Raw genomic sequence first — 23,746 nt, 5'->3', positions numbered from 1 at the left:
GCGTGGGCCCGCTCAGCAGGCGACGTTGCCGCCGAGGTTGTCGAGCAGCGCGTCGGCGACCCAGCCCGAGACACCGGTGGTGGTGTCCCGCAGGTAGGTCCAGGTGTAGGTGGTGTGCCCGTTCGCGCTGACCCGGTCGCCGCTGGCGAAGCAGTGGAAGTCCACGTTGTGGCTGAGCTGGCCGTAGCCCAGGGAACCGCAGGTGGTGTGCGGGCCGCTGCGGATGTTGACGTTGGTGGCGTTGAAGAGCTGGCCGAACTTGGTGTCCACGTTGGAGTGGGAGTGGCTGCAGGTCGCGCTGGCCGGCGCTGCCGCGCCCACCACCGCGACCCCCGCCGCGGCGACGGTCAGGAGCGCCGCCGCGCCGATCGAGGATGCCTTCCGCATGTCGAACCCCCGAAGTCGAGGCGGCAAATTGATCCACATATTTGCATATCGCAAACGCGGGTGGCAAGGGCGCCGGCCGGTGGCCCCGACCGTCAGGCCGGGGCGCGGACGCCGGTGTCCGGCCCGGTGGTCTCCGCCTCGGGCACCGCGCGGGGCGCCGACGCCCGCACCGCGAACGCGTCGAAGCTCGGCCCGTCCAGCCGCTCGATGAACGGCTCGGCGCGCGGCCGGTCGACGTCGTCCCGCTCGGCCTCCGCGCGCCCGGCCCGGGGCCGGTCGTTCTCGTCCCGCTCGACCTCCGCCCGGTCGACGTCCGCCCGGTCGGTGTCGGTCCGCTCGACCGGCACCGACTCGGTCGCCGCCGCGACGGTCCCCATCAGTCGCGCCGCCACCTGCGGATACTCGGCGGTCTCGCCACCACCCGCGGCAGCCGCCATCACCGCCGCCGCGGCCAGGTCCGCCACCCGCTTGGCCTCCCGCTGCACCCGGGCCCGCGTCTCCTTGGCGTGCTGCTCGGCCAGCTCCGCCGCGCGCCGCGCCTCGTCCAGCCGCCTGGTCTCGGCGGTCAGGTCCCGGCGTACGCCGACCAGCCGTTCCTCCAGCTCGGCGCCGGCGCGCTCGATCGTGGTGATCTCCCCACGGGCCTGCTCCAACTGCTTGCCGACGGTCTCCAGCTCGCTCTTGAGCTGGGTCAACGCCTCCTGCCGCTGCTGGATCTCCCGCTGCACGGCGGTGAGCTGCACCTGGTGCGCCGCGGTCTCCTCGTCGGCCCGCTCACGCACCTCGGTGGCGTACTGCTGGGCCTCGGCGACCAGCGCGGCGATGTCCCGCTCGGCGGCCGTCGCCCGGTCGGCCAACTCCTGCTCGGCCGCGGCCCGCCGCTCGTCCAGCTCGCGGGCCATGGTCGCCTGCCACTGGGCCAGCTCCTGCTGGGCCTTGCTCCGGTTGGCCTGCACCTCCTGCTGGATCTGGGTGCGGGCGGCCTTCACCAGCGCCTCGGACGCGGACCGGGCCTGCTCGACCTGCTGCGTGGTCTGCTCGCTGATCCGCTTCGCCTCCTGCTGGGCCCGGTCGTGCACGGCCTGACCCTCGGCGCGCAGCTTCTCCGCCAGCTCCCGGACCGCGGCCAGCTCCGCCTGCGCGGCGACGCGGCGCTCCTCGTCGGCCCGCTCCTGCTCGGCCCGGCGGCCGGACAGCTCCTCCTCCAGCTCGCGCCGGTCCCGGGCGGCCTGCTCCTGGGCCGCGGTCAGCACCCGCTCGGCCTGGGCCTGGAAGTCGTCGGCGCGCTTGGTGGCCATCTCGGTGATCTGGCCGGCCTGCTTCTCGGCCAGGTCGAGGATCTGGTCGACCATCGGACCGAGGTCGCGGAACGACGCCCGGTCCACCGCCGTCGGACGGTCCCGCAGCTCGACCGTCTCGGCCTGCGCCCGCTGCACCTGCGTGGTCAGGTCACGGATCTGGGCGTACGCCCGGTCCCGGGCGGCGGTCAACGCGCCGATCTCGCCATCCATCTGCTCGACGTACCGGTCGACCTGCCGTTTGTCGTAGCCGCGCAGCGCCGGGTCGAACCGCGGTCGCGCGGACACGTCGTCGTGGGGTGCGAACGGTTCCTCACCGTTGGACATGCGCCATCCTCCGTCGGTTCGCCAGCGCCAGGCCGCGGGGCACGATGAGGCGCAACGGTACCGTGTGCGCGCGCGGCGCTCGCCCCGCCCCGCCCCGCGCCCGCCGGTCGGTCCGACGGTCAGACCGGGAAGTGCGGATTCCCCGCCGTCAGGCGGATGGTGAAACCGTCGGCGTCCCGGTGGTGCGTCACGTGGTCGCAACTCTGGTGGCTGATCCACAACCCCAGGCCGCCCTCGGTGCCGTCACCGGCCGGCAGCAGCCCGGCGTACGGGTCCTTGGGGCCGGCGCCCCGGTCGTGGACGCTCACCACCAGCCGGTCCGCCGCGCACCACAACCGCAGGCGCACCGGCGGCGTCCCGTGCCGCGTCGCGTTGCACACCACCTCGCTGACGGCCATCACCAGGTCCTCGACGCCGTCGGGCGGAAGGTGCCCGGGGTCGGCGGCGCGTACCGCCTCGCGGGCGTCAGCCGGCGTCGGGTCGGTCAGCTCGACCAGCGGCGTGGTGTGCTGAACCGGGTCCAGCGGGGCCGGCGGGCACTCGGCCAGATAGGTCGACGGCTCGGTGTAGGCGCCGGTCGCCTCGTGACCGCCGTCCGGCCGGGCGATCCGCGGATGGGTGCGCATCACGTCGGCCAGCACGCGCGGCGACGCCACCCGCCGGTCGTAGGCGCAGATGCCCCAGAGCGGGAAACCGTCGTAGGCGTGGTTGATCGCCGACTCGTAGCGGGCCCACGCCTCCCAGGTGGCGCCGAGCAGCGCCGGCGGCAGCTCGCCGACCATCCGGAGCTGCGCCCGGCCCAGCGTGGCCGAACCGAGCCACTCCCGGTAGGCCCGGATCGCCGCGGCGGGCCGGGCGTAGACGCCCCCGCCGGGCAGGAAGGTGACGTCCGCGCCGACGGGCAACGCCCGGCGCACCAGCTCGGCGTGCGGCGCGTCCAGGCTCACCGCGACGCGTTCGCCGGCCTCGATGCCGCCCAACAGGAACGGCAGCGCCACGGCCAGCAACTCCTCGTCGGAGTCGTAGAGGAGCGCCTCGTGGAAGTAGCCCACGTGGCCGGCCGCCGCGCCGGTCCTCACCGGACCACCTCCACCCGTACCTCGGCCAGGCCCAGCAGCTCGACCAGCCGGGCCGCGGCCGGCCGGCGGGTGCGCAGCACCGCGACCGCGTCGTGCCGACGGGCGTGGTCGCGCAGGTGCAGCAGGCTGCGGTGGTCGACGAAGCGCAGCCGGGTCGCGTCGAACACCAGCCGCCCGGCTGTCGGACGCGGATCGGCCCGCTCCAGCGCGGCGGCGAAGAGCCGGTGGGCGGTCGGGTCCAGCTCGCCGCCGAGCGCCACCACCGCGTCACCGCCGCCGGCGTACAACCGGAACGGCACGTCGGTGTTGGTCTCCGGATGCATGCAGGCCAGCTCCGCGATCGCCGCGTCGCCGAGCACCCGCCGGTCGTAGGCGCAGACCGCCGACATCGGCCGGTGCCGCAGCCAGTGGTCGATGCGGTGCTCGTAGCGGGCGAAGGCGTCGCGCTGCGCGACGGTGCGGACCAGGCTGGTCGCCTCGGCCAGCACCCGCAGGCCGGTGTGGCCGGCGGCCAGGGCCTCGGTGGTGGCCCGCACGTACGCCTGCACCTGCCGCTCCGGGTCGACGACCTCGTCGTGTCGGTAGGCGTGGCCGATCGGGAACAGCCGCACCGCGCCGCGTCGCCGCGCGGCCTCGAAGCCGGGCACCGACCCCAGTCGCCGGGCCACGGTGTCGGCCTCCTCCGGGCCGACGAGCCAGACCTGCTCGCCCGCGGCGAGACCGGTGGTGACCTGCTCGACCGCCCAGGCGTGGAACACCGCCGGGTCGTCGTAGGCGAGGCAGGCATGGCCGTGACCCGGGTCCGTCAGGCCCCCGTCGGTCACCGGCTCCACCTCATCGACCCATTCTATGCCGCGACGAACTGGAGATCGCGCCAGGCGGTGGCGTCGAGCGGCGGGTCACCCAGCGCGAAGTCGGCCCAGTTGTTCCAGTACGCGATCGCGTCCACGTCGGTCTGCTGACGCAGCCAGCCCACGTGGTCCCGGACCGCCTGCGCCCGGCCGGCGCCGGTGGTGTCGGCGGTGGTCCGGCTCAGCCCGTACTCGGGCACCAGCAGCCGGACGCCGGGACAGGCGGCGCGCACCTTGCCGAAGGCCACCCCGAACATCCGGGAGGCGGGCCAGTACGCGGCGGTGTCCCGCGAGAAGCAGTCCACGCCGTAGTGCGTCATGCCCGGATAGGCCCAGTCGGCCGGGTTGCCGCCGCCCTCGTCCAGCCAGTAGCGGGTGACGATCGGGCCGTGCCCGAGCACCCAGCGCCGGTTGGGGTGCCCGGCCACGAGCTGGGTCACCCGGCCCGCGGTGGCCCGGTAAGTCGCCGGCGTCACGTCGCCCATCGGTTCGTGGTACCAGGTCAGGTAGATCGGCCGGCGCAGGCCGTCGAGCCAGCCCGCCAGCTGCTCGACGTCGTCCTTCCAGGAGACGTGCATGACGGCCGACGGCGCGTCGACGAACTTGCCGGCGTCCAACGCGGGCAGCTCCGGCAACGCGTCCGCGTCCGGGCCGTCGGTGCCGTAGTCGCGCATGTAGCGGATGTCCGGATAGTCGGCGACCACCTGCCGGGTCCGGGCCCCCTTCTCGGCGCTCATCCCGACCAGCAGCGGCACCGTCAGCGTGAGGGTGCCGGCGCCGGTGCGGCCGGCGGCGTCCCGCGCCGTCGCGGTCACCGTGACCGGGCCCCGGCCGGCCAGGACGGTGACCGTGAAGCTGGTCGGCTCGGTCCCGCTCGGGGTGACCGTCACGCCGGGCGACGTGCTGGTGAGCTGGATGGTCAGCGGGACGCTCAGGTCCACCCGGACCGGAGCGTCCCAGGCGGCGCCGGTGGGGTCGCTGACCCGGCCGGCGACGGTGAGCAGCCGCGAGTCGGGGTGGTAGGCGTCGACCCGTACGGTGGTCGACTGCCCGGGCAGCAGAACGGTCCGGGTGGCGGTGACGGAACGGATCACGGGTGCGGCCATCGCGGTCTCCTTCGGTGGGCTCGTCTGCGCTCCGGCCGCACGTCCTCGGGTGGCCAGAATGGCTCTGACCTGCGCTTTCTTCAGCTTGCCCCGGTTCGGCGCGAATCGCCACGGGTGGGCGCAGATGGCGCGAAACCGGGCCTCCGGGCCGGCCGTCCACCGCCCGCGGGAGCCGGGGGAGCGCGGGATCAGGGAAGGGGTCGGGCGATGTCGCAGGCCCACCACCGTCCCGGCGAGCGCCGCGGCCACCCGTTCCGGGTCGAGGCGGGGCGCGACGGCCAGCGAGACGTGCGGGCGGTGCCGCTGCGCCAGCAGCGACCGCATGCTCGGCACCCCCTCGGACTCCAGCAGGTCCCACAACACCCGGATCCGCCGGGAGGCGTCGGTGTCCAGATACAGCTTCAGCGCCGCGACCACCCGACCACCCTAGGCGGCGAGGTTTGCCGCCCCCGCTGGGCGGTACTGCCCCGGGGACGGCACGAGACGGTGGGGGAGTGAGGCACACGTGGACGTGAACGACCTGCTGACCGAGGCGTACGGGCGACTGCCGGACCTGGTCGCCGGGGCCCTCGACGGGCTCGACCCGGATCAGCTACGGCAGGCCCCGGCGGACGGGGCGAACCCGGTGGGCTGGCTCGTCTGGCACCTGACCCGGATCCAGGACCACCACGTCGCCGACCTGCTCGGCGAGCGGCAGCTCTGGGTCACCGGCGGCTGGGCGGGCCGGTGCGGCCTGCGGCCCGATCCGGACGACACCGGCTACGGCCACGGACCCGAGCAGATCGCCGCCGTGCAGCCGGAGAACGGCGACGTGCTGCTCGACTACCACCGGGCGGTGGTGCAGCGGAGCGTGGCGTACCTGCGCGGGCTGCGTCCGGCCGACCTGGACCGGGTCGTGGACGAGAACTGGGACCCGCCGGTCACGCTCGGCGTCCGGCTGGTGAGCGTGCTCGACGACGACCTCCAGCACGCCGGGCAGGCCGCCTACGTGCGCGGGCTCATCCGGCGGCGCTGACCACCGCCCGCGCGCGACCCAGCGCGGCCTGCCCGAGCAGGAAGCACGCCTGCGCCTCGGGTGAGGTGCCCGGGCCGGCGAAGTCCGGCGCGCCGCTGACGCCGGTCACCCGCCCGTACCGGTCCACCCGCCGGGCGGCGGCGGCCAGCAGTTCCGCGCCGGTGTCGAACCACGACGGCGGCAGCCAGCCGTCGGCCACCCCGGTCAACGCCGCGTAGCCGAGCAGTTGGGCGGTGTTCGCCTCGCGGAACGTGCCCGGGTCGTCCAGCACGTCGGGGAAGAGGCCGTCGTCGGTGCGGTACCGCAGGCAGGCGGTCAGCACCTCCGCGGCGTGCCCGGCCAGCTCGGCGCGCGTCCCCGCCGGCCAGCCCGACGCCAGGCGCAGCGCCCGGGCGATCCCGGCCACCACCCAGCCGTTGCCGGTGCCCCACGGCTGCGGGCGGTCCAGCTCGCCCCGGTCGGCGTCCCAGCGGGCCGCGTAGAGGCCGGTACGCGCGTCGTGCAGCCGGCGCCGGTGCCCCGTCACCTGGGCGGCGGCCAGCTCCGTCCGGCCGCACAGCGCGAGCAGCGGCACCACCATGTAGACCGTGTCGGCCCACACCTGGCGGCCGTCGAGCAGGTGGAACAGCGTGCCGTCGGCGTCCCGGGGGGCCCGGCGCGTCAGCCAGTCGAGCTGGGCGTCCAGCGCGGCGGCGTACCTCGGATCGCCGGTGGTGACCGCGGCGTGCCGGACCACCTCGCCGCAGGCGGCACCGTTCACCGCGCCCACCGACCCGGCCAGCTCACCGAGCCGGCCGTCGGGCCGTTGCCGGGTCACCGCGGCGTCCGCGACGAGCGTCGCCGCGTCGAGACGGCCCAGGTCGAGCAACGCCTGCCCGGTGATCCCCTGCTCCCAGGACTCCCGCTGCATGGTCAGCAGCGCGAGCAGCACCCGGTCGGTGGCGTCAGTGGTCGTCGACATGGCCGTCCGGTACCCGGTCCGGCGACCGGTCTCACCCGGAGCGGGTGAGTTGGACTCACCCGGGCGGCGGGAACGCTGCGCCCACGGGCGGAGCCGCACGTCGGGCCGCCGCGACGACGCACGAGGGAGGACCGATGAGCACCTCCGCCGCGGAGCACCTGGCCCGGGGGGCGGCCGGCCGGCACCCCGAGCTGCCGGAGACCACGTCCGGCACGGTCCGCCTGGACCTGCGGGAGGGCGGCCGGACCGAACACTGGTACCTGAGCATCGACCGGCAGGACGTCCGGGTGGCCCGCTCGGCCGAGGAGGCGGAGCTGATCGTCCACGCCGACCGGGAGGTGTTCGACCGGATCGCCGCGGGCCGCCTGCACATCGCCGCGGCGCTCCTGAGCAACGCCATCACCGTGCAGGGCAACCTGAGACTGCTGATGACGTTGCGCCGGATCTTCCCCGGCCCGCCGGACGCCCGGCATCCCCGGGACGTGGCCGGCTCCCTCCACCGGCCGGTGGCCCGATGAAGCAGGAACTGGTCTCCGTCCTCACCGGCAACACGTTCGCCATGGGCGACGCGCAGGGCGACATGGAGGCCCACCCGTGCGCGCCGATCGGCCTGTTCTCCTTCGACACCCGGTTCCTGTCCCGCTGGGTGCTGACGGTCGACGGCGAGCGGTTGCAGTCGTTGTCCCGTGACGACCTGACCTACTTCGAGACCCGCTTCGTGCTGGTGCCCGGCGCCGCCAGCCACTACGTGGACGCGGACGTCTCGGTGATCCGTTACCGCTCGCTCGGGGAGACGTTCCACGAGCGGATCATGGTGCTGAACCACGCCGCCGAGCCGGTCGACTTCGTCGTACGGATGGAGATCGCCAGCGACTTCGCCGACACCGCCGAGATCCGCCATCCCGCCCCGCGCCGGCCGGCGGCCACCGCCGACCCGGAGCACCGGGAGCTGCGGATCCGCTACCAGCGCGGACGGTTCACCCGGGAGACCCGCGTCTCCAGCACCGCCCCGGTCGAGGTCGACCAGCGGGGGATGACGTTCCGCATCCGGGTCGACCCGAACGGCGCGTGGCACACCGACCTGCACGTCCGAATGATCATCCAGGGCGCCGGGGAACGGGACCTGCGGGCCGACATCGAGGCGCACCGCAAGCGGGTCCGGCAGGGCATGCACGACGACCTGGCCCGTTGGCGCGACCAGGCGCCGCAACTCGTCGCCGAACGCCAACCCCTGGCCGCCGCGTACCGGCAGGCGCTGACCGACCTGGCCGCGCTGCGGTACACCCCCCTGGCGTACGCCGAGCGGGTGCCGGTCGGCGGGCTGCCCTGGGCGATGACGCTGTACGGCCGCGATGCGCTGATCACCTGCCTGGAGACGCTGCCGTTCACGCCCGAACTGACGCCGCCGACGCTGCGGATGCTCGCGCTGTTGCAGGGCGGCCAGCTCGACGACTACCACGACGAGGAACCCGGCAAGATCCTCGGCGAGCTGCGGTACGGCGAGGCGGCCGCGTTCGACGAGGAGCCGACCGCGCTCTACTACGGGGCGGCCGACACCACGCCGCTCTTCGTCGTCCTGCTCGACGAGTACGAGCGCTGGAGCGGCGACGCGGACCTGGTCCGGCAACTGCGTCACCCGGCCCGGATGGCGCTGGACTGGCTGACCGAGTACGGCGACCCGTACGGCGACGGCTACCTGCGCTACCAGCCGCGCAACACGGTCAACGGGCTGGCCAACCAGACCTGGCGCAACTCGCCGGAGGCGATCGTCGACCGGCACGGCGTCGAGCCGCCGTTCCCGCGCGCCACCGCCGAACTCCAGGGGTACGCGTACGACGCGCGGATCCGGGGCGCCCGGTTGGCCCGGGAGTGCTGGCACGACCCGGAGTACGCCGAGCGGCTGGAGGCCGACGCGGCGCGGCTGCGGGAACGGTTCAACCGGGACTTCTGGCTCCCGCAGCGGGGCTACTACGCGCTGGCCCTCACCCCCGACGGGGAGCCGGTCGACGCGCTCACCTCCGCCCTCGGGCACCTGCTCTGGAGCGGCATCGTGGAACCCGAACGGGCCGGCTCGCTCGCCGCCCACCTGTGCGGGCCGGACCTCTTCTCCGGCTGGGGCGTGCGCACGTACGCCGAGGGGCAGCGGCCGTACAACCCGGTCGGCGCGCACCTCGGCGCGGTCTGGCCGTCGGACAACGCGCTCGTCGCGGCCGGTCTGCGCCGCTACGGGTACGACGCGGAGGCGGCCCGGATCGCCGCCGGCGTGCTCGAGGTGGCGGAGACGCTCGGCGGGTCGGTGCCGGAGGTGATCGCCGGCTACCCGCGCCGGGTCACCAAGTACCCGGTGCAGCTCCCGGCCGCCGGCCGGCCGCAGTCGTGGGCCTCCGGCGGCCTGCTGATGCTGGTCGCGGTCATGCTGGGATTGCGGCCGTGCGGGGACAACCTGCTGGTGGACCCCGCCATCCCGGCCGGCTACGGCCGGATCGAGCTGCTCGACGTGCCGGGCCGGTGGGGGCGGGCCGACTCGTACGGCCGGGAACGGGACAGCCGCCGCCGGCTGCGGACCGGCACCCGGCAGGCGGCCTGACGCCGCTGTCAGCCGCCAGCGTCAGCCGGCGCCGCGGCCCGCCGGTGTCGTCGGCTCGGTGGCCGGGGGCGGCGGCCCGCTCACCGGCGCCGCCGGTGCCGCACCCGCCCGGGCGAGCAGCCGGTCGACGCCCACGAACAGGAGGCCCAGCAGCCAGAACATCGCGGCGAACCCGAGCGCGCTGAGCCCGACACCGTCGTAGCCGAGCTGCCCGGCGTCGAGGAACGGGTACGGGTAGCGGTGCACGACGAGCCCGCGCACCAGCGCGAACCCCAGGTACGCCAGCGGGAACACCAGCCACCAGGCCGCGTACCGGGGGCGCAGCCGGCCGCGCCTGTCGAACAGCGCCCAGTCGGCGATCGCGAGCAGCGGCACCACGGTGTGCAGGAGTTGGTTGCCCCACCACTCGCCCGGCTCGCGGTGCGGCTGGGCCATCGCGAACGGGCTCGCCGGATTGGCCAGCACCAGGTGGTAGACCGTGCCGGTGATGGTGATGTAGAGCGTCACCGCGCCCTTGAGCACGCTCGGCGGCTCCGGCCGGTCGCGCGCCGCGCACCAGGCGGCGTAGCCGGCGAGGACGCCGACCGCCACGTTGCTCTGGATGGTGAAGTACGGCAGCAGGCCGGTCACCGTGGCCGGGCCGAGCGCGGTGAGCACGATGCCGGCCACCACGCCGAGGACCACGGCCAGGCGGAGGAGGATCGCCGGTCGGCGACGCCGCGGGGTCACCGGGGCAAGTTACCAGCCGGTCGTCAACCGGCGCGCCGGCCGGTCGGGTCGGGTGCGGCGTCGTCAGGTGTCCGGTCGGCGCCGGAGCCGGGGCCGCCCGGTGTCCGCGCGGTGTCGGAGCCGGGACCGCCCGGCGTCCGCGCGGTGTCGGCGGTGGGGCTGACCGGCGGTTCGGCGGTGGCGGGGGCGGTCGGTGGCCGTACGGTGCCGGCCGGAGGGCCGGACGGCACCGAGGTGGGAACGACACCGGTCGGTGGCCCGCCCGTCGGATGCTCCGCCGGCCCGCTCGGGTCACCCGGTGCCGGGGAGCCGGAGCCGCTCGGCGCACCGGTGCCGTCGAGCAGGGCGGCGCAGTAGCGGGCCACCCGGTCCGGGCCGCCGGCGGCGGCGACCAGCCCGGCGAAGGCCGGGGTGCCCAGCGCACGCCGTCGCTCGGTCCCGGCGACGGCCCGGTACGCGGCGCAGAGCCCGGCCGGGGCGGACGCATCGGGGGCGCCGACGGTGGGACCGGGGACCGGACGGCTCGGGCGGCCCGGGGGCCTGGACGCGGCCGTGGGTCGGGTGCCGGTGCTGGTGCCGACCGGTGGCGCCTCGTCGCGGGTGGTGCCGGGCAGGTTGCCGGTAACCGCGGCCAGCGCGACGCCACCGGTGAGCGACGCGGCAAGCGTGGCGACGGCGAGCTTGACACCCAGCAGCCCGGCGAACCGGCGGGCCGGACGGCCGCCCGTGGCGGGGCGTCCCGCCGCCGGCCGTCGACCGGGGGCGCCGGCCGCCGGCCGCAGCTCCGGGATGCCGGCCGCCCGACCGATGGCCGGGACGTTCGCCCGGAACGCCGCGACGGCGGCGGCCTCGCCGTCGAGCTCCCCGGCGTCGGGCCCCGCCCGGACGGCGTCGAGGAACCTGACCAGCGCGGGGGGAGCGGTCCGCGCACCGTCGGCGGAGCCGGCGAGCAGTCGCTCGACGGTTTCCTGGTCCAGGCGGGATGCGTCCATCTCGTGACCCTCAGCGCCGCCACCTGTGGGGGCGTCACACGCCGGACCCGGCGGGCGGCGTGAGACCGGTCACCCTCACCTGCGCCGCCGCCCCGCCTCGGGGACGGCTGGGGGGTCAGCCCATGGTCTTCGCGCCGTCGATCGACTCGCGGATGATGTCGGCGTGGCCGGCGTGCTGGGCGATCTCGGCGATCAGGTGCAGCAGCACCCGACGGACCGTCCAGGCGGCGCCCGGCTCGAACCACGGCTCGTCGGGCAGCGGATGCGCGGCGTCCAGGTCGAGCGTGGTGACCAGCGCGTCCGTCGCGGCGGCCACCCGGTCGAACTCGGCGAGCAGCGCGACCAGGGTGTCGCCCTCGTCCATCCGGAACTGGCCGGCCCAGTCGACCGGCTCGCTGCGCATCGCCTCGGCGCCGCCCTCCGCGAAGCGCGCCCAGCTCCGCTCCGTGATCGCCACGTGCTTGACGATCCCCCCGAGGCACAGCTCGCTGGCTGTGCTGCGGCGCGCGGCCTGCGCGTCGTCGAGCCCGGCCACGGTCTGGCGCAGGAAGCCGCGGTGCCGGCCCAGGGCGGCGAGCAGATCGGCCCGCTCGCCGGTGGGCACCCGGTCGGTGACAGCCATGCCGTTCGTGACAGCCATGCGGTTCGTCCCTTCGATCGTTCCCGGGTCACGGTACGACCCGGCACCGACAACTCCGGCGATCCACACCGGAGCCTCCGGTTGCCGGTCCGTCCGGTTCGCGGTGAACTGAACGACATGGGTGTCATCAAGGTGGGCACGTCCTCGTGGGCCGATCAGATGCTGGTCCGTTCCGGTTGGTATCCGCGCGGGGCCAACACCCCCGCCGGCCGGCTGCGCTGGTACGCCGAGCACTTCGGTCTGGTCGAGGTGGACACCTCGTACTACGCCGTGCCGGCGCCGGAGACCACGACGGCGTGGGCGGACGCCACCCCGCCCGGCTTCACCTTCGACGTCAAGGCGTTCCGGCTCTTCACCGGCCACCACACGCCTGTCGACGCGCTGCCGAAGGACCTGCGGCCGACCGGGGGCCCGAGCCGGATCCGGTGGCGCGACCTGTCCGCCGGGGCGTACGACCAGCTCTGGGACCGGTTCCACGCGGCGCTGGCGCCGCTCGCGGCGGCCGACCGGCTCGGCGCGGTGCTGTTGCAGTTCCCGCCGTGGCTGGCCCGCGGCGACGTGGCCCGGCGGCGGATCCTGGCCGCCGCCGGGCGGTGCCGGCCCTTTCCGGTCACCGTCGAGCTGCGCCACTCCTCCTGGTTCACCGAGGACGCCGTGGTCGACACCGTGACGTTCCTGCGCGAGCACGGCCTCGGCTACGGCTGTGTGGACATGCCGCAGGGGCACGTCTCCTCGGTGCCGCCGATCCTGGTCGCCACCACCGACCTGGCGGTGGTCCGGTTCCACGGGCACAGCGACGCCTGGTCCAGCGGCGACAAGCAGGAGCGGTTCCGTTACGCCTACGGCGAGTCGGAGCTGCGGCACTGGTCCGTGCTGCTGCGCGAGCTGGCCGACCAGTGCGCCGAGCTGCACGTGCTGACCAACAACTGCTGCGGCGACCAGGCCCAACGGGACGCCGCCCGCCTCGCCGAGCTGCTCGGGGTGGTGCCCGCCGCCGTGCGCGCCTAGCGCCCCGACCGGCCCACCGCGCCCACCGGCCCACCCCGGGTTTTTCCGGCTGCCGCACGGGTACCGGCCAGGGACGACAGCGAGGGGGGGCGAACAGATGCACGAACGGCGGGACGAGACGACCCCGGACGGCCGGGATCCCCGGGCGACCCGGGAGGCCGAGGAGGCGCACGGCGGCAGCATGGCCCCGGACCTGGTGGACGACACCGGGCGACCGGTGACCGGGTCGCCGGTGCCGGACAACGAACCGTCCGCGCCCGGCGCGCCGGGGGAGGACGGCACCGGCTCCTGACCGGGCACCGCGCGGCCGGCGACCCACCCCGATGTGGGTCGCCGGCCGCGCGGTGGGCTCAGCGGCCGGACGCGACCAACTGGCGGCCGGCCGCGCCCACGGCGGCCATCTTGCCGAGGTTCTTCGGCGCGGACATCAGCCCGCCGGCGCGGTCCAGCATGCCGCGGAACACCTGACCGGGCTTCTGCTGCTCGCTCATGTAGGCGGTCATCACGACGAGCGCGCCGGTCAGCGCCGGCACCGCCCACTGGAGCAGCTTCATCTGCCGCTGGCTGGCGGCGACGGTGGCCGGCGTGTGGTGGTTCGGTTCGGTGATCCCTTCGACGGGCGGCCCGCCCGCCTTCTCCAGTCGCATGCCGACCAGCCGGCTGTAGCCGGTCACCGCCAGCGCGCCGACGGTCAGCACGGTCTTCACCGCGCTGGCCTTCCCCACCCCGGACTGCCGGGCCATCCGCGGGGTCTCGGTGACCAGTTCACCGACCGCGCCGGCCAGGTGGGCGCCGATCGCCGCCGCGTTCACCGGGGTCCACCGCGCCCAGCCGGCCGAAGCCACCGGGAGTCGCTGAGTCGTGTCGTCGATTCGTGCCGCCGCGCCGTTGACGCCGAGCGCCCCCATCAGTGAGCCGCCGAACCAGGCCGCCAGGCCCAGGTCGTGCATCGAGCGCAACGCGGTGTGCCGTTCGGACATCTGATCCCCCTCCGCCGTGTTCGGGCGGTGCGGCATACCCGTCCTCGGCCGGCTCACGCCCCCGGGATTCGTCCCGGCAGCGCGCCGGCGAACGCGGCCACCCGGGCGGCCAGCGGCGCCGCCGCGCGGACCCAGGTGAAATGGTCCAGCGCGGCGCCCGCCTCGGCCACGGTGTAGCGGTGCCGGGTCACCGGCGCGCCGGTCAGCTTGGCGCAGAGGTGGTCCAGCGTCTCGTGCGGCGTGTACTGGTCGTCGTCGACGCTGACCGCGAGCACCGGCGTGCGGATCCGCCGCACGGCGGCCTCCGCGTCGACGCCGTCGAGCGCCGGGAACCGGCCGGTACGGGCGGTGTGCGCCCAGTCGCGGATCACGCCGCTCGCCTGCCGGCCGCCGAACCCCCAGCCGGGCCAGACCCCCAGCAGCCGGGCCACCGCCGCGATGCCCTGGGTGTACGGCAGCACGCCCCAGCCGCGCCGGCCCGGGTAGCGGCGCCACCACGGCAGGCCCACCGCCACCAGCGCCAGCCCGTCCACCCGGCCGGCGTCGTGCAGCGCCTGGTGCAGCACGGCCACCTGCCCGCCGAGGGAGTGCCCGAGCAGCACCCGGACGCGGCCGTCCAGCCGGGGCTTGAGCGCGTCCAGCACCGCGCCGACGTCGGTGGCCAGCTCGGCGTAGCCGTACCGGCAGGTACGCGCCGGCGCGGGGGTGCTCTCCCCGGTGCCGCGCAGGTCCGCCACGATCACCGCGAGCCCGGCGTCGCGCAGCGCGGCGGCGAACGGACGGTAGTAGCGCGCCCGGACGCCCATCGCCGGCCAGATCACCACCACCGGCGCGCCGGGTGGCCCGGCCGGCTCCGGATAGACCTGGACGCCGAGCCGGGCACCGTCGACGTCCACGTACTCCTGCGCGTACTCGCCACTCACCGGCCCAGCCTAGCTACCGGCGGGTAGCAAGCGGCGGGTGGACCCGTCGCGCCGACCCCGGCCGGTCAGCCGGGCAGCATCCCGGGGCCGAACACCTCGTAGGCGATCCGCCGGGCCGGCACGCCCCGGCGCAGCAGGTCACCCCGGACCAGGTTCATGAACGCGATCGGGCCGCACAGGTGGGCCGTCGCCCCGGCGGCGACCGGGATCCGGTCCGGCTCGACCAGGCCGGCGCGTACCTCCGCCTTCAGCGGGGGCAGCTCGGCGTCGGCGATGTCCTCGTACCAGAGGTGGACCGCCAGGTTCGGCAGCCGCTCCTGCATCGCGGGCAGCTCGTGCCGCAGCGCGTGGGCGGCGGCGGTGCGATCGGCGTGCACCACCGTCACCTCGCGGTGCGGGTCCCGCTCGGCCAGGTGCGCCAGCGCCGCCATCGCCGGGGTGAGCCCGATGCCGGCGCTGACCAGCAGCAGCGGCCCGCCGTCACCGGTCGCGTCGACCTCGCCGAACGCCGGGCTCAGCCGGAGCGTGTCGCCCACCGACACCCGGTCGTGCAGATAACCGGAGACCAGGCCGTCCGGCGCGCCGGCCTGACCACGGACCCGTTTCACGGTGATCCGCCACTCGGCGGCGCCCGGTCGGCCGGAGAGGCTGTACTGCCGGATCTGCCGTCCCCGACCGTCGTCCAGGTCGACCGCGACCGAGACGTACCGGCCGGGCGTGAAGTCGGGGGCCGCGCCGCCGTCGGCCGGCACGAGCGTGAACGAGACGACGTCGGCGGTCTCCCGGGCCCGGCCGGTCACCCGCCAGTCCCGCCACACCGGGCCGCCCTCCGGCACGCCCGCGCCGGCGTACAGTCGCGCCTCCCGGGCGATCAGTTCGCAGGCGAGCAGCCAGTAGACCTCGTCCCAGGCGGCGGCGACCGCCGGCGTGACGGCGTCGCCGAGCACCTCGGCGACCGCGGCGAGCAGATGCCGGCCGACGATCGGGTACTGGGTGGCGGTGATGCCGAGCGAGGCGTGTTTGTGCGCGATCCGGTCCAGGACCGGCCCCCACGGCAGGCCGGCGGCGTCCCCGGTCAGGTGCCCGGCGTACGCGACCACCGCCGCGGCGAGCGCGGCCTGCTGCTGGCCGGTCGCCTGGTTGCCCCGGTTGAACAGGTCGAGCAGCTCCGGGTGGGCGTCGAACATCCGCCGGTAGAACCGGCCGGTGATCGCCTCGCCGTGGGCCCGGACGGCGGGCAGGGTCGCGGTCACCACGGCGGCGGAGGATTCCGAGAGCACGGCGTGTCTCCTTCTGGCGTCGGACGGGTCGACCACCACGAAACAGGCATCGGAGATTCCTCTTCAGGGTCCAAGGTCCCGGAACGGGCGTGGCGCGGATCACCGTCGATCGGCCCGTGTCACGTACGGCGTCCAGTGACTACTGTCGTGGTGTGAGGCTCAACCGGTCGACCGACATGGCGCTACGGATCGCCATGCTGACCGCGGCATCCCCGGTCCGGGCCACGGTGGACGAGTTGGCCACCCGGCTCGCCCTGCCCCGCAGCCACGTGGCCAAGGTGGTGCAACGGCTCCAGCGGCTCGGCGTCCTGGTCACCATCCGGGGCCGCTCCGGCGGGGTGGCCTTCGCCGAGCACGCCGGCGACGTGACCGTCGCGGCGGTGGTGCGCGCCTTCGAGGGCGACGACGAGGTGGTCAACTGCGCCGAACCGGCCTGCCCGCTGGTCACCGGCTGCCGGCTGCGCGGCGAGCTGCGCCGGGCCCAGGCCGCGTTCCTCGCCGTGCTCGACGGCGTACGCCTCGGCGACCTGGTCGACGGCCCGGCCGGCCCGCTCCTGCTCAGCCTCGGCGCCCGGCCGGCCATCCCCTGATGGGCGTCTCGCACCCGGTCTTCGCCCGGCTCTTCGCCCGGGCCAGCGTCGCGATGGACGCCGCCGGCGCGGCCACGCACCGGGGCCGCCTGGTCACCGGGCTGTACGGCCGGGTGGTCGAGGTCGGCGCCGGCAACGGACGCAACCTGCCGCACTACCCGCCGACCGTGACCCGGGTGCTCGCCGTGGAGCCGGAACCCCGGCTGCGCGCCCTCGCCCGGGCCGCCGCGGCCACCGCCCCGGTCCCGGTGACGGTCACCGCCGGCGTGGCCGAGGCGCTCCCGGTCGCCGACGGCGCCGCCGACGCGGTGGTGCTGTCGCTGGTGCTCTGCTCGGTGCCCGACCAGGCGGTGGCGCTGCGCGAGGCGCGCCGGGTGCTCCGGCCCGGCGGCGAGCTGCGCTTCTACGAGCACGTGGTCGCGTCGACACCGGGCCTGCGCCGGGCCCAGCGTCTCGCCGACGCGACGCTCTGGCCGCTGCTCTGCGCCGGCTGCCACACCGCCCGCGACACCGTGGGCGCGATCCGGGCCGCCGGCTTCACCGTGACCGCGCTGGACCGGTTCCGTTTCCCCGCCTCCGGGATCCCGGCGCCCGCCTCGCCGCACGTGCTCGGCACCGCGACCCGCGCCTGAGCGTCCGGGTGCCCACGCGCGGGGACGCCGGCCGTTGACTGCCGGCCGGCGTCCCCAGCGCCCGCGGGTCGGGTGGCGTCAGCTCACGCTGATCGTGCCGTCCGGGGCGCGGACGCAGGACACGGCGCGGGCGCCGGTCACCGCCGCTCCGCTCAGGCAGCGGCCGAGCACCTGGTGGCCGGCGGCGCTCGGGTGCCACGACTCCTGGCAGGTCTGGAAGTAGGTGCCGCAGGCGTTCGCGATCCGCTGGATGTCCAGCTTGTCGTAGCCGGAGAGGCTGGTCACGAAGGTGCCGCTCGGGCCGTCCATCAGCCGGATCGGGGTGGCCAGCGCGTTGGCCGGGCTGCCCGCCGACTCGCAGAGCCGGGCGCCGTCGAACGCCCGCTGCACGTTCAGGTAGACCAGGTCGTCGGCCGGGAACTCGGCGGCCAGCGTGCCGCGAACGGAGCTGACCAGCGTGCCGAGGCCCTGGGAGAAGCGCTGGCCCGGGGCCAGGCTGGCGCGGTGGATGGGGCAGCCGGCCGCGTACCGCTCCGCGCCCAGCGCGCGGAACTTGTCCCGGGTGTCGTCCCGGCTGTCCTCGCTCCAGTAGCTCTGGTCCAGCTCGTACGGCAGCGGGTTGGTGTAGTCCTGGAACACCACCCGGTGCTGGCCGTCCGCGTCGACCTCGTCGAGCGTGGTGAGCAGTTGCCGCAGCGCCGCCGTGGTCTCCGCGGTGGCGGCCGAGAACTGCGCGGCGGTGCCCAGGTCGGCGTCGGTGCACGGCTTCTGCTCCACCGGCCCGCCCAGGTACGCCCAGAACTCCCACCAGCCCGTCCACGCGTCCGCGATGAACCGGTTGGCGCACTTCTCCGCCACGCTGCCGAACGTGAAGGAGCTGTTGTTCGAGCCGAGCCCGACGAGCACCAGGTCGATGTCGTGGGTCCGGGCCACCGAGCGGAGCTGGTCGAGCTGGGCGGCCACCTGCCGGCCCTTGGTCCGGCTGGCCGAGGCGTTGGCGATGTCGTACGGCTGCCCGCCCGAGCAGGCCAGGTTGAACCGCGCGGAGATGCCCGGCAGCTCGGCCCGGAACAGCGAGGCGTTCGGTGAACGGTGGCAGAAGTAGGCGTTGGCGTTCGCCGCCGACCATCCGGGGAAGCCCTGCGCGACGCCGTTGACGTCGACCACCGGGGAGTACCCGCCGGCGCCCTCGCCACTGATGAAGCTGTCACCCAACGCCACCGCGGCGGTGGGCAGCGCCGCGGCGGCGGGCGCGGCGGGCGCCACGGCGGCCGGCAGCGCTGCCGTGGCGAGCGCCAGCGCCGCCACGAGCACGGAACGACGGAACACGGACATGCCCCACCTCACCCTCACACATAGAAACGTGAAAGATCCTCTGAGGTGGCGATCACATCACGGGCGTGTGACGGGCGTCAATGCCCGGACACGTGGTCACGACCGGTGTTCACAATCCGCCCGCGAGCGACCGGGAAGACGAGCGGCGGCCCGGTCGTTGTCGGGCACGGACGCCTTTCCGTCGTCGTCGGACACCGCCGCCGGGGGTGGCCCGCAGGTCGACCGGGCAACACCGCACCCGGGTGCATCGGACCTGTCGGAGCGCCGGGCTAGGCTCGCTGCGGCGCGCCGCGCCCGGCGATCGCCGTGGGGACCGCTCACGGTGAACGGCACCACACCGCCGAGACCTGGGAGTACGACCAGTTGACCGCACAGCCTGAGATGCTCTACGGGGCCGACGACCTGACCCACCTGGAGGGCCTCGACGCCGTCCGCAAGCGCCCCGGCATGTACATCGGCTCCACCGACAGCCGTGGCGTGGGTCACCTCGTCAACGAGATCCTCGACAACTCCACCGACGAGGGTGTCGCGGGTCACGCCACCGCCGTCGACGTGATCCTGCACGCCGACGGTTCGGTCCAGGTCGACGACGACGGCCGCGGCATCCCCACCGACGTGCACGCCAAGTCCGGCATCTCCGGCGTCGAGCTGGTGCTCACCCGGCTGCACGCCGGAGGCAAGTTCGGCGGCTCCGGCTACAAGACCTCCGGCGGCCTGCACGGCGTCGGCGCCTCCGCCGTCAACGCGCTCTCCCGCCGCTTCGACGTCACGGTCCGCCGCGCCGGCAAGGTGCACGCCATGTCGTTCCGCCACGGCGTACCGGGGATCTTCGACGGCGACGGCCCGGACGCGCCGTTCACCCCCGGTCCCGGTCTCCAGGTCGTCGGCGCGGTGAAGCGCGGCCAGCGCACCGGAACCTCGATCCGCTGGTGGCACGACCCGCGCTACTTCGAGACCGGCGCCGCGCTGGACACCGAGGCGGTCCGGCTCAAGCTGCGCAACACCGCCTTCCTGGTCCCCGGGGTGGCCTACCGGCTGCGCGACGAGACCGGCGAGCAGGCGGTCGAGGAGCGCTTCCACTACCCCGACGGCCTGACCGACATGGTGGAGTTCCTCGCCCCGGCCGGTGACCGCCCGGTCTCCGGCACGCTGCTGGTCACCGGCGAGGGCACCTACCGCGAGAACGCCGCCGACGCCAACGGCGTCATGCAGTCCAACGTGCAGCGTCGCGCCGAGGTCGAGATCGCGTTCCGCTGGGGCACCGGCTACGACCGCACCGTCGAGTGCTTCACCAACACCATCCGCAACGCCCACGGCGGCACCCACCGCAAGGGCTTCGAGCGCGCGCTGGCCCGCACCCTCGCCGAGGCCGCCCGCACCACCCGGGGCCTGCTCAAGCCCAAGGAGGACGCGCCCACCCTGGACGACGTCCTGGAGGGCATGACCGCGGTGGTGCACGTGCGGATCCCGGAGCCGCAGTTCACCTCGCAGACCAAGGACGAGCTCTCCACCGCCGGCATCACCAAGGTGCTCCAGGGTCTGGTCGAGGCGCACCTCAAGAGCTGGCTGGACGACCGCCGCACCAAGGCCGAGGCCCGCACGGTGCTCCAGAAGATCGTCGACGCGGCCCGGGTCCGGCTCACCCAGAAGCAGCAGAAGGACGCCGCCCGCCGCAAGACCGCGCTGGAGGGCGCGGCCATGCCGGCCAAGCTGGTCGACTGCCGCGCGTCAGGCATCGACAGAAGCGAATTGTTCATCGTCGAGGGGGACAGCGCCCTCGGGACAGGGCGCCTCGCCCGATCCTCCGAATACCAGGCCCTGCTGCCCATCCGCGGCAAGATCCTCAACGTGCAGAAGGCCAACCTCCAGCAGGTGCTGGACAATGCCGAGTGCGCGGCGATCGTGCAGGTGCTGGGCGCCGGCTCCGGGCGGACGTTCGACCTGTCCACGCTGCGCTACGGCCGCGTCCTGATCATGGCGGACGCGGACGTCGACGGCGCGCACATCCGGACGCTGCTGATCACGCTCTTCGCCCGCTACATGCGACCGCTGATCGAGGCCGGCCGGCTCTACGCCGCGATGCCGCCCCTGCACAAGATCACCACCAGGGGGCGCAACCCGCAGACCGTCTACACCTACACCCAGGCCGAGATGGAGGCGACGGTCCGCAAGCTGGAGAAGGCCGGCAAGCAGATCGTCACCCCGATCCCGCGCTTCAAGGGCCTCGGTGAGATGGACGCCGACGAGCTGTGGGAGACCACCATGAACCCGGCCACCAGGGCGGTTCGCCGGATCACGCTCGACGACGTCGACGCCGCCGAGCGGATCCTCGAACTGCTCATGGGGGAGAAGGTCGAGCCCCGCCGCAACTGGCTCATCGACTCCGCCGACCGCGTCGACCGCGACGCCATCGACGCCTGACCACCGCGTTCGTTTCGGAAGGAAGCTGCACCATGGCACGCCGCAAGGACGACCGCGCGAAGGCCGATCTCTCCGCCTTCGACCAGGCCGGCGCCCGGGTCTTCGACAACCCGCTGGTCACCGAGGTTTCCGACTCCTACCTGGAGTACGCGTTCTCGGTCATCCACTCCCGCGCCCTGCCGGACGCCCGGGACGGGCTCAAGCCCGTGCACCGGCGCATCCTGTGGTCGATGCACGAGTCGGGGTTCCGGCCGGACCGGTCACACGTCAAGTCGGCCCGCGTGGTCGGTGACGTGATGGGTCGCTACCACCCGCACGGCGACACCGCGATCTACGACGCGATGGTCCGACTCGCGCAGGACTTCTCGCTCAACGTCCCGCTCATCGACGGGCACGGCAACTTCGGCAGCCCGGACGACGGCCCGGCCGCGGCGCGCTACACCGAGGCCCGGATGTCGCGGGAGGCCATGCTGCTCGTCGGCGAGCTGGGTGAGGACACCGTCGACGTCGAGCCCAACTACGACGGCTCGCTGACCCAGCCCACCGTGCTGCCGGCCGCCTTCCCGAACCTGCTGGTCAACGGCGCGTCCGGGATCGCGGTCGGGATGGCGACCAACATGATCCCGCACAACCTCGGCGAGGTGGTCCAGGCCGCCCGCTGGCTGATCAACCACCCGGACGCCACGCTCGACAAGCTCATGGAGTTCGTGCCCGGCCCCGACCTGCCCACCGGCGGGCTGCTGCTCGGCCTGGACGAGGTGCGCCGGGCGTACGAGACCGGGCGCGGCGTGGTGCGGATGCGTGGCCGGGTGGAGATCGGCCCGCTGGAGGGCAGCCGGGGCCGGCAGGCCATCACCGTCACCGAGCTGCCGTACGGCGTCGGCGCCGAGAAGGTCATCGCGGCCATCACCAACGAGGTCAACAAGACCAAGCGGCTGACCGGCATCGCCGACGTCAAGGACCTCACCGACCGGGAGAACGGCACCCGCCTGGTGGTCGAGTGCAAGGTCGGCGTCAACCCGCAGGCGCTGCTGGCCGACCTCTACCGGCTGACCCCGCTGGAGCAGTCCTTCGGCGTGAACAACCTGGTGCTGGTGGACGGTCAGCCGCGCACGCTCGGGCTCAAGGAGCTGCTGGAGGTGTTCCTGTCCCACCGCTACGAGGTGGTGACCCGGCGCACCGCGTACCGCAAGCGCAAGCGGGAGGAGCGGCTGCACCTGGTCGACGGGCTGCTGATCGCGCTGCTCGACATCGACAAGGTCGTGAAGCTGATCCGGGCCAGCGAGGACGCCCAGGCCGCCAAGGACGGCCTGATGCAGAAGTTCACGCTCTCCGAGATCCAGGCCAGCTACATCCTGGACACCCCGCTGCGTCGGCTGACGAGGTACGACCGGCTGGAGCTGGAGGCCGAGCAGGAGACGCTGCGCGGGGAGATCGCCGAGCTGTCGACGATCCTGGACGATGAGAAGGTGCTGCGGAAGCTGGTCTCCGACGAGCTGGCCGCGGTGGTGAAGCAGTTCGGCGTGCAGCGGCGCACCACGCTCGTCGACGGCGACCTCAAGGAGGTCCTCGCCGCCTCGGTGCCGGCCGGCCCGCTGGAGGTCGCCGACGACCCGTGCCAGGTGATCCTCTCCGCGACCGGGCTGGTCGCCCGCACCGCGGCCGAGTCGGAGGAGGCGGCCGAGGCGCGTCGCCGCAGCGGCCGGGTCAAGCACGACGCGGTACGCGCGGTGGTGCACTCCACCGCCCGGGGGCGGGTGCTGCTGGTCACCAGCGCCGGCCGGGCGTTCAAGATCGACGTCCTGCCGTTGCCGGTGCTGCCGGAGCAGTCCGGCACGGTGTCGCTGCGCGGCGGCATGTCGGCCGCCGAGCTGGCCCCGTTGGCGCCGGGGGAGACCGTGGTCGGGTTGGCGCCGCTGGGCCCGTCCGCCGAGGGGTCGCCCGGTCTGGCGCTGGGCACCCGGCAGGGCGTGGTGAAGGTGTGCGCGCCCGACTGGCCGGTCCGCTCGGACGAGTTCGAGGTGATCTCGTTGCGGGAGGGCGACGAGGTGGTCGGCGCGTCCTGGCTGACCGACGGCACCGAGGCGCTGGCGTTCGTCTCCTCGGAGGCGTCGTTGCTGCGCTTCCCGGCGTCCCTGGTCCGTCCGCAGGGCGTCAAGGGCGGCGGGATGGCCGGCATCAACCTCCCGGCGGGGGCGCGGGTGGTCTTCTTCGGCGCGGTCCGCACCGACGACCCGCGGCACGGCGAGCCGATGGTGGTCACCTCGACGGGCGCCACGGTCAAGGTGACGCCGATGACGGCGTACCCGGCGAAGGGCCGGGCGACCGGCGGCGTGCGCGCGCAGCGGCTCCTCAAGGGCGAGGTGGAGCTGTCGGTGGCCTGGATCGGCCCGCGGCCGGTGGGCGCGACGGCCAACGGTGACCCGGTGGACCTGCCCCCGGCCGACCCGCGCCGCGACGGTTCCGGCTTCGCCGTGATGCTCGGCCCCACCGTCATCGGCCACCACATCGACCGCGACTGACCCCACCCCCACCCCACGCCCACCCCCCACCCCGCCCGGCGCGCGCTGATTCACGGAAAGAGTGGCTATTCCGCCCCGGACAG

21 protein-coding genes and 1 pseudogene are annotated in these 23,746 nt (G+C 74.6%); 9 read left to right on the top strand and 13 right to left on the bottom strand.

The window, feature by feature from the left end; all coding sequences use genetic code 11:
* Positions 1–12 precede the first annotated feature (12 nt).
* The 5 genes and pseudogenes from ACLQ2W_RS16670 to ACLQ2W_RS16650 all read right to left on the bottom strand — a co-directional run.
* Entirely contained in the window at positions 13–387 is a 375-nt protein-coding gene (locus ACLQ2W_RS16670) for a hypothetical protein (protein ID WP_425787206.1), read from the bottom strand.
* Between the two features lie 92 nt (positions 388–479).
* Entirely contained in the window at positions 480–2,012 is a 1,533-nt protein-coding gene (locus tag ACLQ2W_RS16665) for a hypothetical protein (protein WP_425787205.1), read from the bottom strand.
* Between the two features lie 119 nt (positions 2,013–2,131).
* Positions 2,132–3,091 carry an anti-sigma factor RsbA family regulatory protein gene (locus tag ACLQ2W_RS16660; RefSeq protein ID WP_425787204.1) on the bottom strand — a complete coding sequence of 320 codons (960 nt, stop codon included), beginning with the start codon at positions 3,089–3,091 and terminating at the stop codon, positions 2,132–2,134.
* Positions 3,088–3,915: an MEDS domain-containing protein gene (locus tag ACLQ2W_RS16655; RefSeq protein ID WP_425787203.1), complete on the bottom strand. Its 828-nt coding sequence runs from the start codon at positions 3,913–3,915 to the stop codon at positions 3,088–3,090. The genes ACLQ2W_RS16660 and ACLQ2W_RS16655 overlap by 4 nt, the downstream gene beginning before the upstream one ends.
* A 1,352-nt stretch (positions 3,916–5,267) precedes the next feature.
* Positions 5,268–5,465 (bottom strand): annotated as a pseudogene (locus tag ACLQ2W_RS16650) (2'-5' RNA ligase family protein); the annotation flags it as partial.
* 88 nt (positions 5,466–5,553) lie between these two features.
* Here ACLQ2W_RS16650 and ACLQ2W_RS16645 point away from each other — a divergent pair.
* Positions 5,554–6,063, top strand: a complete 510-nt coding sequence (locus ACLQ2W_RS16645; protein WP_425787202.1) for a mycothiol transferase — start codon at positions 5,554–5,556, stop codon at positions 6,061–6,063.
* Here the strand turns inward: ACLQ2W_RS16645 and ACLQ2W_RS16640 are convergent.
* A complete protein-coding gene (locus ACLQ2W_RS16640; protein WP_425787201.1) occupies positions 6,047–7,024 on the bottom strand; it encodes a glycoside hydrolase family 88 protein in 978 nt (325 codons plus the stop codon). The two genes, ACLQ2W_RS16645 and ACLQ2W_RS16640, sit on opposite strands and share 17 nt — an antisense overlap.
* 134 nt (positions 7,025–7,158) lie before the next feature.
* Between ACLQ2W_RS16640 and ACLQ2W_RS16635 the strand changes: the two genes are divergently transcribed.
* Together ACLQ2W_RS16635 and ACLQ2W_RS16630 are read left to right on the top strand one after the other, a co-directional pair.
* Positions 7,159–7,542: an SCP2 sterol-binding domain-containing protein gene (locus ACLQ2W_RS16635; RefSeq protein ID WP_425787200.1), complete on the top strand. Its 384-nt coding sequence runs from the start codon at positions 7,159–7,161 to the stop codon at positions 7,540–7,542.
* Complete coding sequence (locus ACLQ2W_RS16630; RefSeq protein ID WP_425787199.1) at positions 7,539–9,611, top strand: glycogen debranching N-terminal domain-containing protein; 2,073 nt, start codon at positions 7,539–7,541, stop codon at positions 9,609–9,611. Before ACLQ2W_RS16635 ends, ACLQ2W_RS16630 begins: the two co-directional genes overlap by 4 nt.
* A gap of 21 nt (positions 9,612–9,632) precedes the next feature.
* Here the strand turns inward: ACLQ2W_RS16630 and ACLQ2W_RS16625 are convergent, their stop codons facing one another.
* The 3 genes from ACLQ2W_RS16625 to ACLQ2W_RS16615 form a co-directional block, all read right to left on the bottom strand.
* A complete protein-coding gene (locus tag ACLQ2W_RS16625; protein WP_425787198.1) occupies positions 9,633–10,340 on the bottom strand; it encodes a Pr6Pr family membrane protein in 708 nt (235 codons plus the stop codon).
* Positions 10,341–10,363: 23 nt separating this feature from the next.
* On the bottom strand, positions 10,364–11,332 hold the full coding sequence (locus tag ACLQ2W_RS16620) for a hypothetical protein (RefSeq protein WP_425787197.1): 969 nt from the start codon (positions 11,330–11,332) through the stop codon (positions 10,364–10,366).
* 115 nt (positions 11,333–11,447) lie between these two features.
* Positions 11,448–11,972, bottom strand: coding sequence for a DinB family protein (locus ACLQ2W_RS16615; RefSeq protein WP_425787196.1), 525 nt, complete (start codon positions 11,970–11,972; stop codon positions 11,448–11,450).
* 117 nt (positions 11,973–12,089) lie between these two features.
* Here ACLQ2W_RS16615 and ACLQ2W_RS16610 point away from each other — a divergent pair, with 117 nt between their 5' ends.
* On the top strand, positions 12,090–12,980 hold the full coding sequence (locus tag ACLQ2W_RS16610; protein WP_425787195.1) for a DUF72 domain-containing protein: 891 nt from the start codon (positions 12,090–12,092) through the stop codon (positions 12,978–12,980).
* Positions 12,981–13,077: 97 nt separating this feature from the next.
* Positions 13,078–13,272 carry a GTPase activator gene (locus tag ACLQ2W_RS16605; protein WP_425787194.1) on the top strand — a complete coding sequence of 65 codons (195 nt, stop codon included), beginning with the start codon at positions 13,078–13,080 and terminating at the stop codon, positions 13,270–13,272.
* Between the two features lie 58 nt (positions 13,273–13,330).
* Here the strand turns inward: ACLQ2W_RS16605 and ACLQ2W_RS16600 are convergent, their stop codons facing one another.
* The 3 genes from ACLQ2W_RS16600 to ACLQ2W_RS16590 form a co-directional block, all read right to left on the bottom strand.
* Positions 13,331–13,960, bottom strand: a complete 630-nt coding sequence (locus ACLQ2W_RS16600) for a hypothetical protein (protein ID WP_425787193.1) — start codon at positions 13,958–13,960, stop codon at positions 13,331–13,333.
* Between the two features lie 53 nt (positions 13,961–14,013).
* Positions 14,014–14,883: an alpha/beta fold hydrolase gene (locus ACLQ2W_RS16595; RefSeq protein ID WP_425787192.1), complete on the bottom strand. Its 870-nt coding sequence runs from the start codon at positions 14,881–14,883 to the stop codon at positions 14,014–14,016.
* Between the two features lie 65 nt (positions 14,884–14,948).
* Entirely contained in the window at positions 14,949–16,163 is a 1,215-nt protein-coding gene (locus ACLQ2W_RS16590) for a globin domain-containing protein (protein WP_425787191.1), read from the bottom strand.
* Positions 16,164–16,315: 152 nt separating this feature from the next.
* Here ACLQ2W_RS16590 and ACLQ2W_RS16585 point away from each other — a divergent pair, with 152 nt between their 5' ends.
* Both ACLQ2W_RS16585 and ACLQ2W_RS16580 read left to right on the top strand, forming a co-directional pair.
* On the top strand, positions 16,316–16,753 hold the full coding sequence (locus tag ACLQ2W_RS16585; protein ID WP_405093405.1) for an RrF2 family transcriptional regulator: 438 nt from the start codon (positions 16,316–16,318) through the stop codon (positions 16,751–16,753).
* The gene (locus ACLQ2W_RS16580; protein WP_425787190.1) at positions 16,753–17,385 is read left to right on the top strand and encodes a class I SAM-dependent methyltransferase; all 633 of its coding nucleotides are present in this window, start codon (positions 16,753–16,755) and stop codon (positions 17,383–17,385) included. Before ACLQ2W_RS16585 ends, ACLQ2W_RS16580 begins: the two co-directional genes overlap by 1 nt.
* Positions 17,386–17,463: 78 nt before the next feature.
* Here the strand turns inward: ACLQ2W_RS16580 and ACLQ2W_RS16575 are convergent, their stop codons facing one another.
* Positions 17,464–18,720 (bottom strand): hypothetical protein, encoded by a 1,257-nt coding sequence (locus ACLQ2W_RS16575; protein WP_425787189.1) that lies wholly within the window; start codon positions 18,718–18,720, stop codon positions 17,464–17,466.
* Positions 18,721–19,101: 381 nt separating this feature from the next.
* Here ACLQ2W_RS16575 and ACLQ2W_RS16570 point away from each other — a divergent pair, with 381 nt between their 5' ends.
* Positions 19,102–21,141 (top strand): DNA gyrase/topoisomerase IV subunit B, encoded by a 2,040-nt coding sequence (locus tag ACLQ2W_RS16570; RefSeq protein ID WP_425787430.1) that lies wholly within the window; start codon positions 19,102–19,104, stop codon positions 21,139–21,141.
* 32 nt (positions 21,142–21,173) lie between these two features.
* Positions 21,174–23,663, top strand: a complete 2,490-nt coding sequence (locus tag ACLQ2W_RS16565; protein ID WP_425787188.1) for a DNA gyrase/topoisomerase IV subunit A — start codon at positions 21,174–21,176, stop codon at positions 23,661–23,663.
* Positions 23,664–23,746 lie beyond the last annotated feature (83 nt).

The organism is Micromonospora sp. DT227, assembly GCF_049841835.1.
In the GTDB taxonomy this organism is placed as follows: domain Bacteria; phylum Actinomycetota; class Actinomycetes; order Mycobacteriales; family Micromonosporaceae; genus Micromonospora.
This window is presented reverse-complemented; position numbering and strand designations above follow the sequence as displayed.

Coding starts and splice junctions, on each gene's coding strand:
- ACLQ2W_RS16670 (WP_425787206.1), bottom strand. CDS start 387: ATGCGGAAGGCATCCTCGATCGGCGCGGCGGCGCTCCTGACCGTCGCC.
- ACLQ2W_RS16665 (WP_425787205.1), bottom strand. CDS start 2,012: ATGTCCAACGGTGAGGAACCGTTCGCACCCCACGACGACGTGTCCGCG.
- ACLQ2W_RS16640 (WP_425787201.1), bottom strand. CDS start 7,024: ATGTCGACGACCACTGACGCCACCGACCGGGTGCTGCTCGCGCTGCTG.
- ACLQ2W_RS16635 (WP_425787200.1), top strand. CDS start 7,159: ATGAGCACCTCCGCCGCGGAGCACCTGGCCCGGGGGGCGGCCGGCCGG.
- ACLQ2W_RS16630 (WP_425787199.1), top strand. CDS start 7,539: ATGAAGCAGGAACTGGTCTCCGTCCTCACCGGCAACACGTTCGCCATG.
- ACLQ2W_RS16620 (WP_425787197.1), bottom strand. CDS start 11,332: ATGGACGCATCCCGCCTGGACCAGGAAACCGTCGAGCGACTGCTCGCC.
- ACLQ2W_RS16615 (WP_425787196.1), bottom strand. CDS start 11,972: ATGGCTGTCACGAACGGCATGGCTGTCACCGACCGGGTGCCCACCGGC.
- ACLQ2W_RS16610 (WP_425787195.1), top strand. CDS start 12,090: ATGGGTGTCATCAAGGTGGGCACGTCCTCGTGGGCCGATCAGATGCTG.
- ACLQ2W_RS16605 (WP_425787194.1), top strand. CDS start 13,078: ATGCACGAACGGCGGGACGAGACGACCCCGGACGGCCGGGATCCCCGG.
- ACLQ2W_RS16600 (WP_425787193.1), bottom strand. CDS start 13,960: ATGTCCGAACGGCACACCGCGTTGCGCTCGATGCACGACCTGGGCCTG.
- ACLQ2W_RS16580 (WP_425787190.1), top strand. CDS start 16,753: ATGGGCGTCTCGCACCCGGTCTTCGCCCGGCTCTTCGCCCGGGCCAGC.
- ACLQ2W_RS16575 (WP_425787189.1), bottom strand. CDS start 18,720: ATGTCCGTGTTCCGTCGTTCCGTGCTCGTGGCGGCGCTGGCGCTCGCC.
- ACLQ2W_RS16570 (WP_425787430.1), top strand. CDS start 19,102: ATGCTCTACGGGGCCGACGACCTGACCCACCTGGAGGGCCTCGACGCC.
- ACLQ2W_RS16565 (WP_425787188.1), top strand. CDS start 21,174: ATGGCACGCCGCAAGGACGACCGCGCGAAGGCCGATCTCTCCGCCTTC.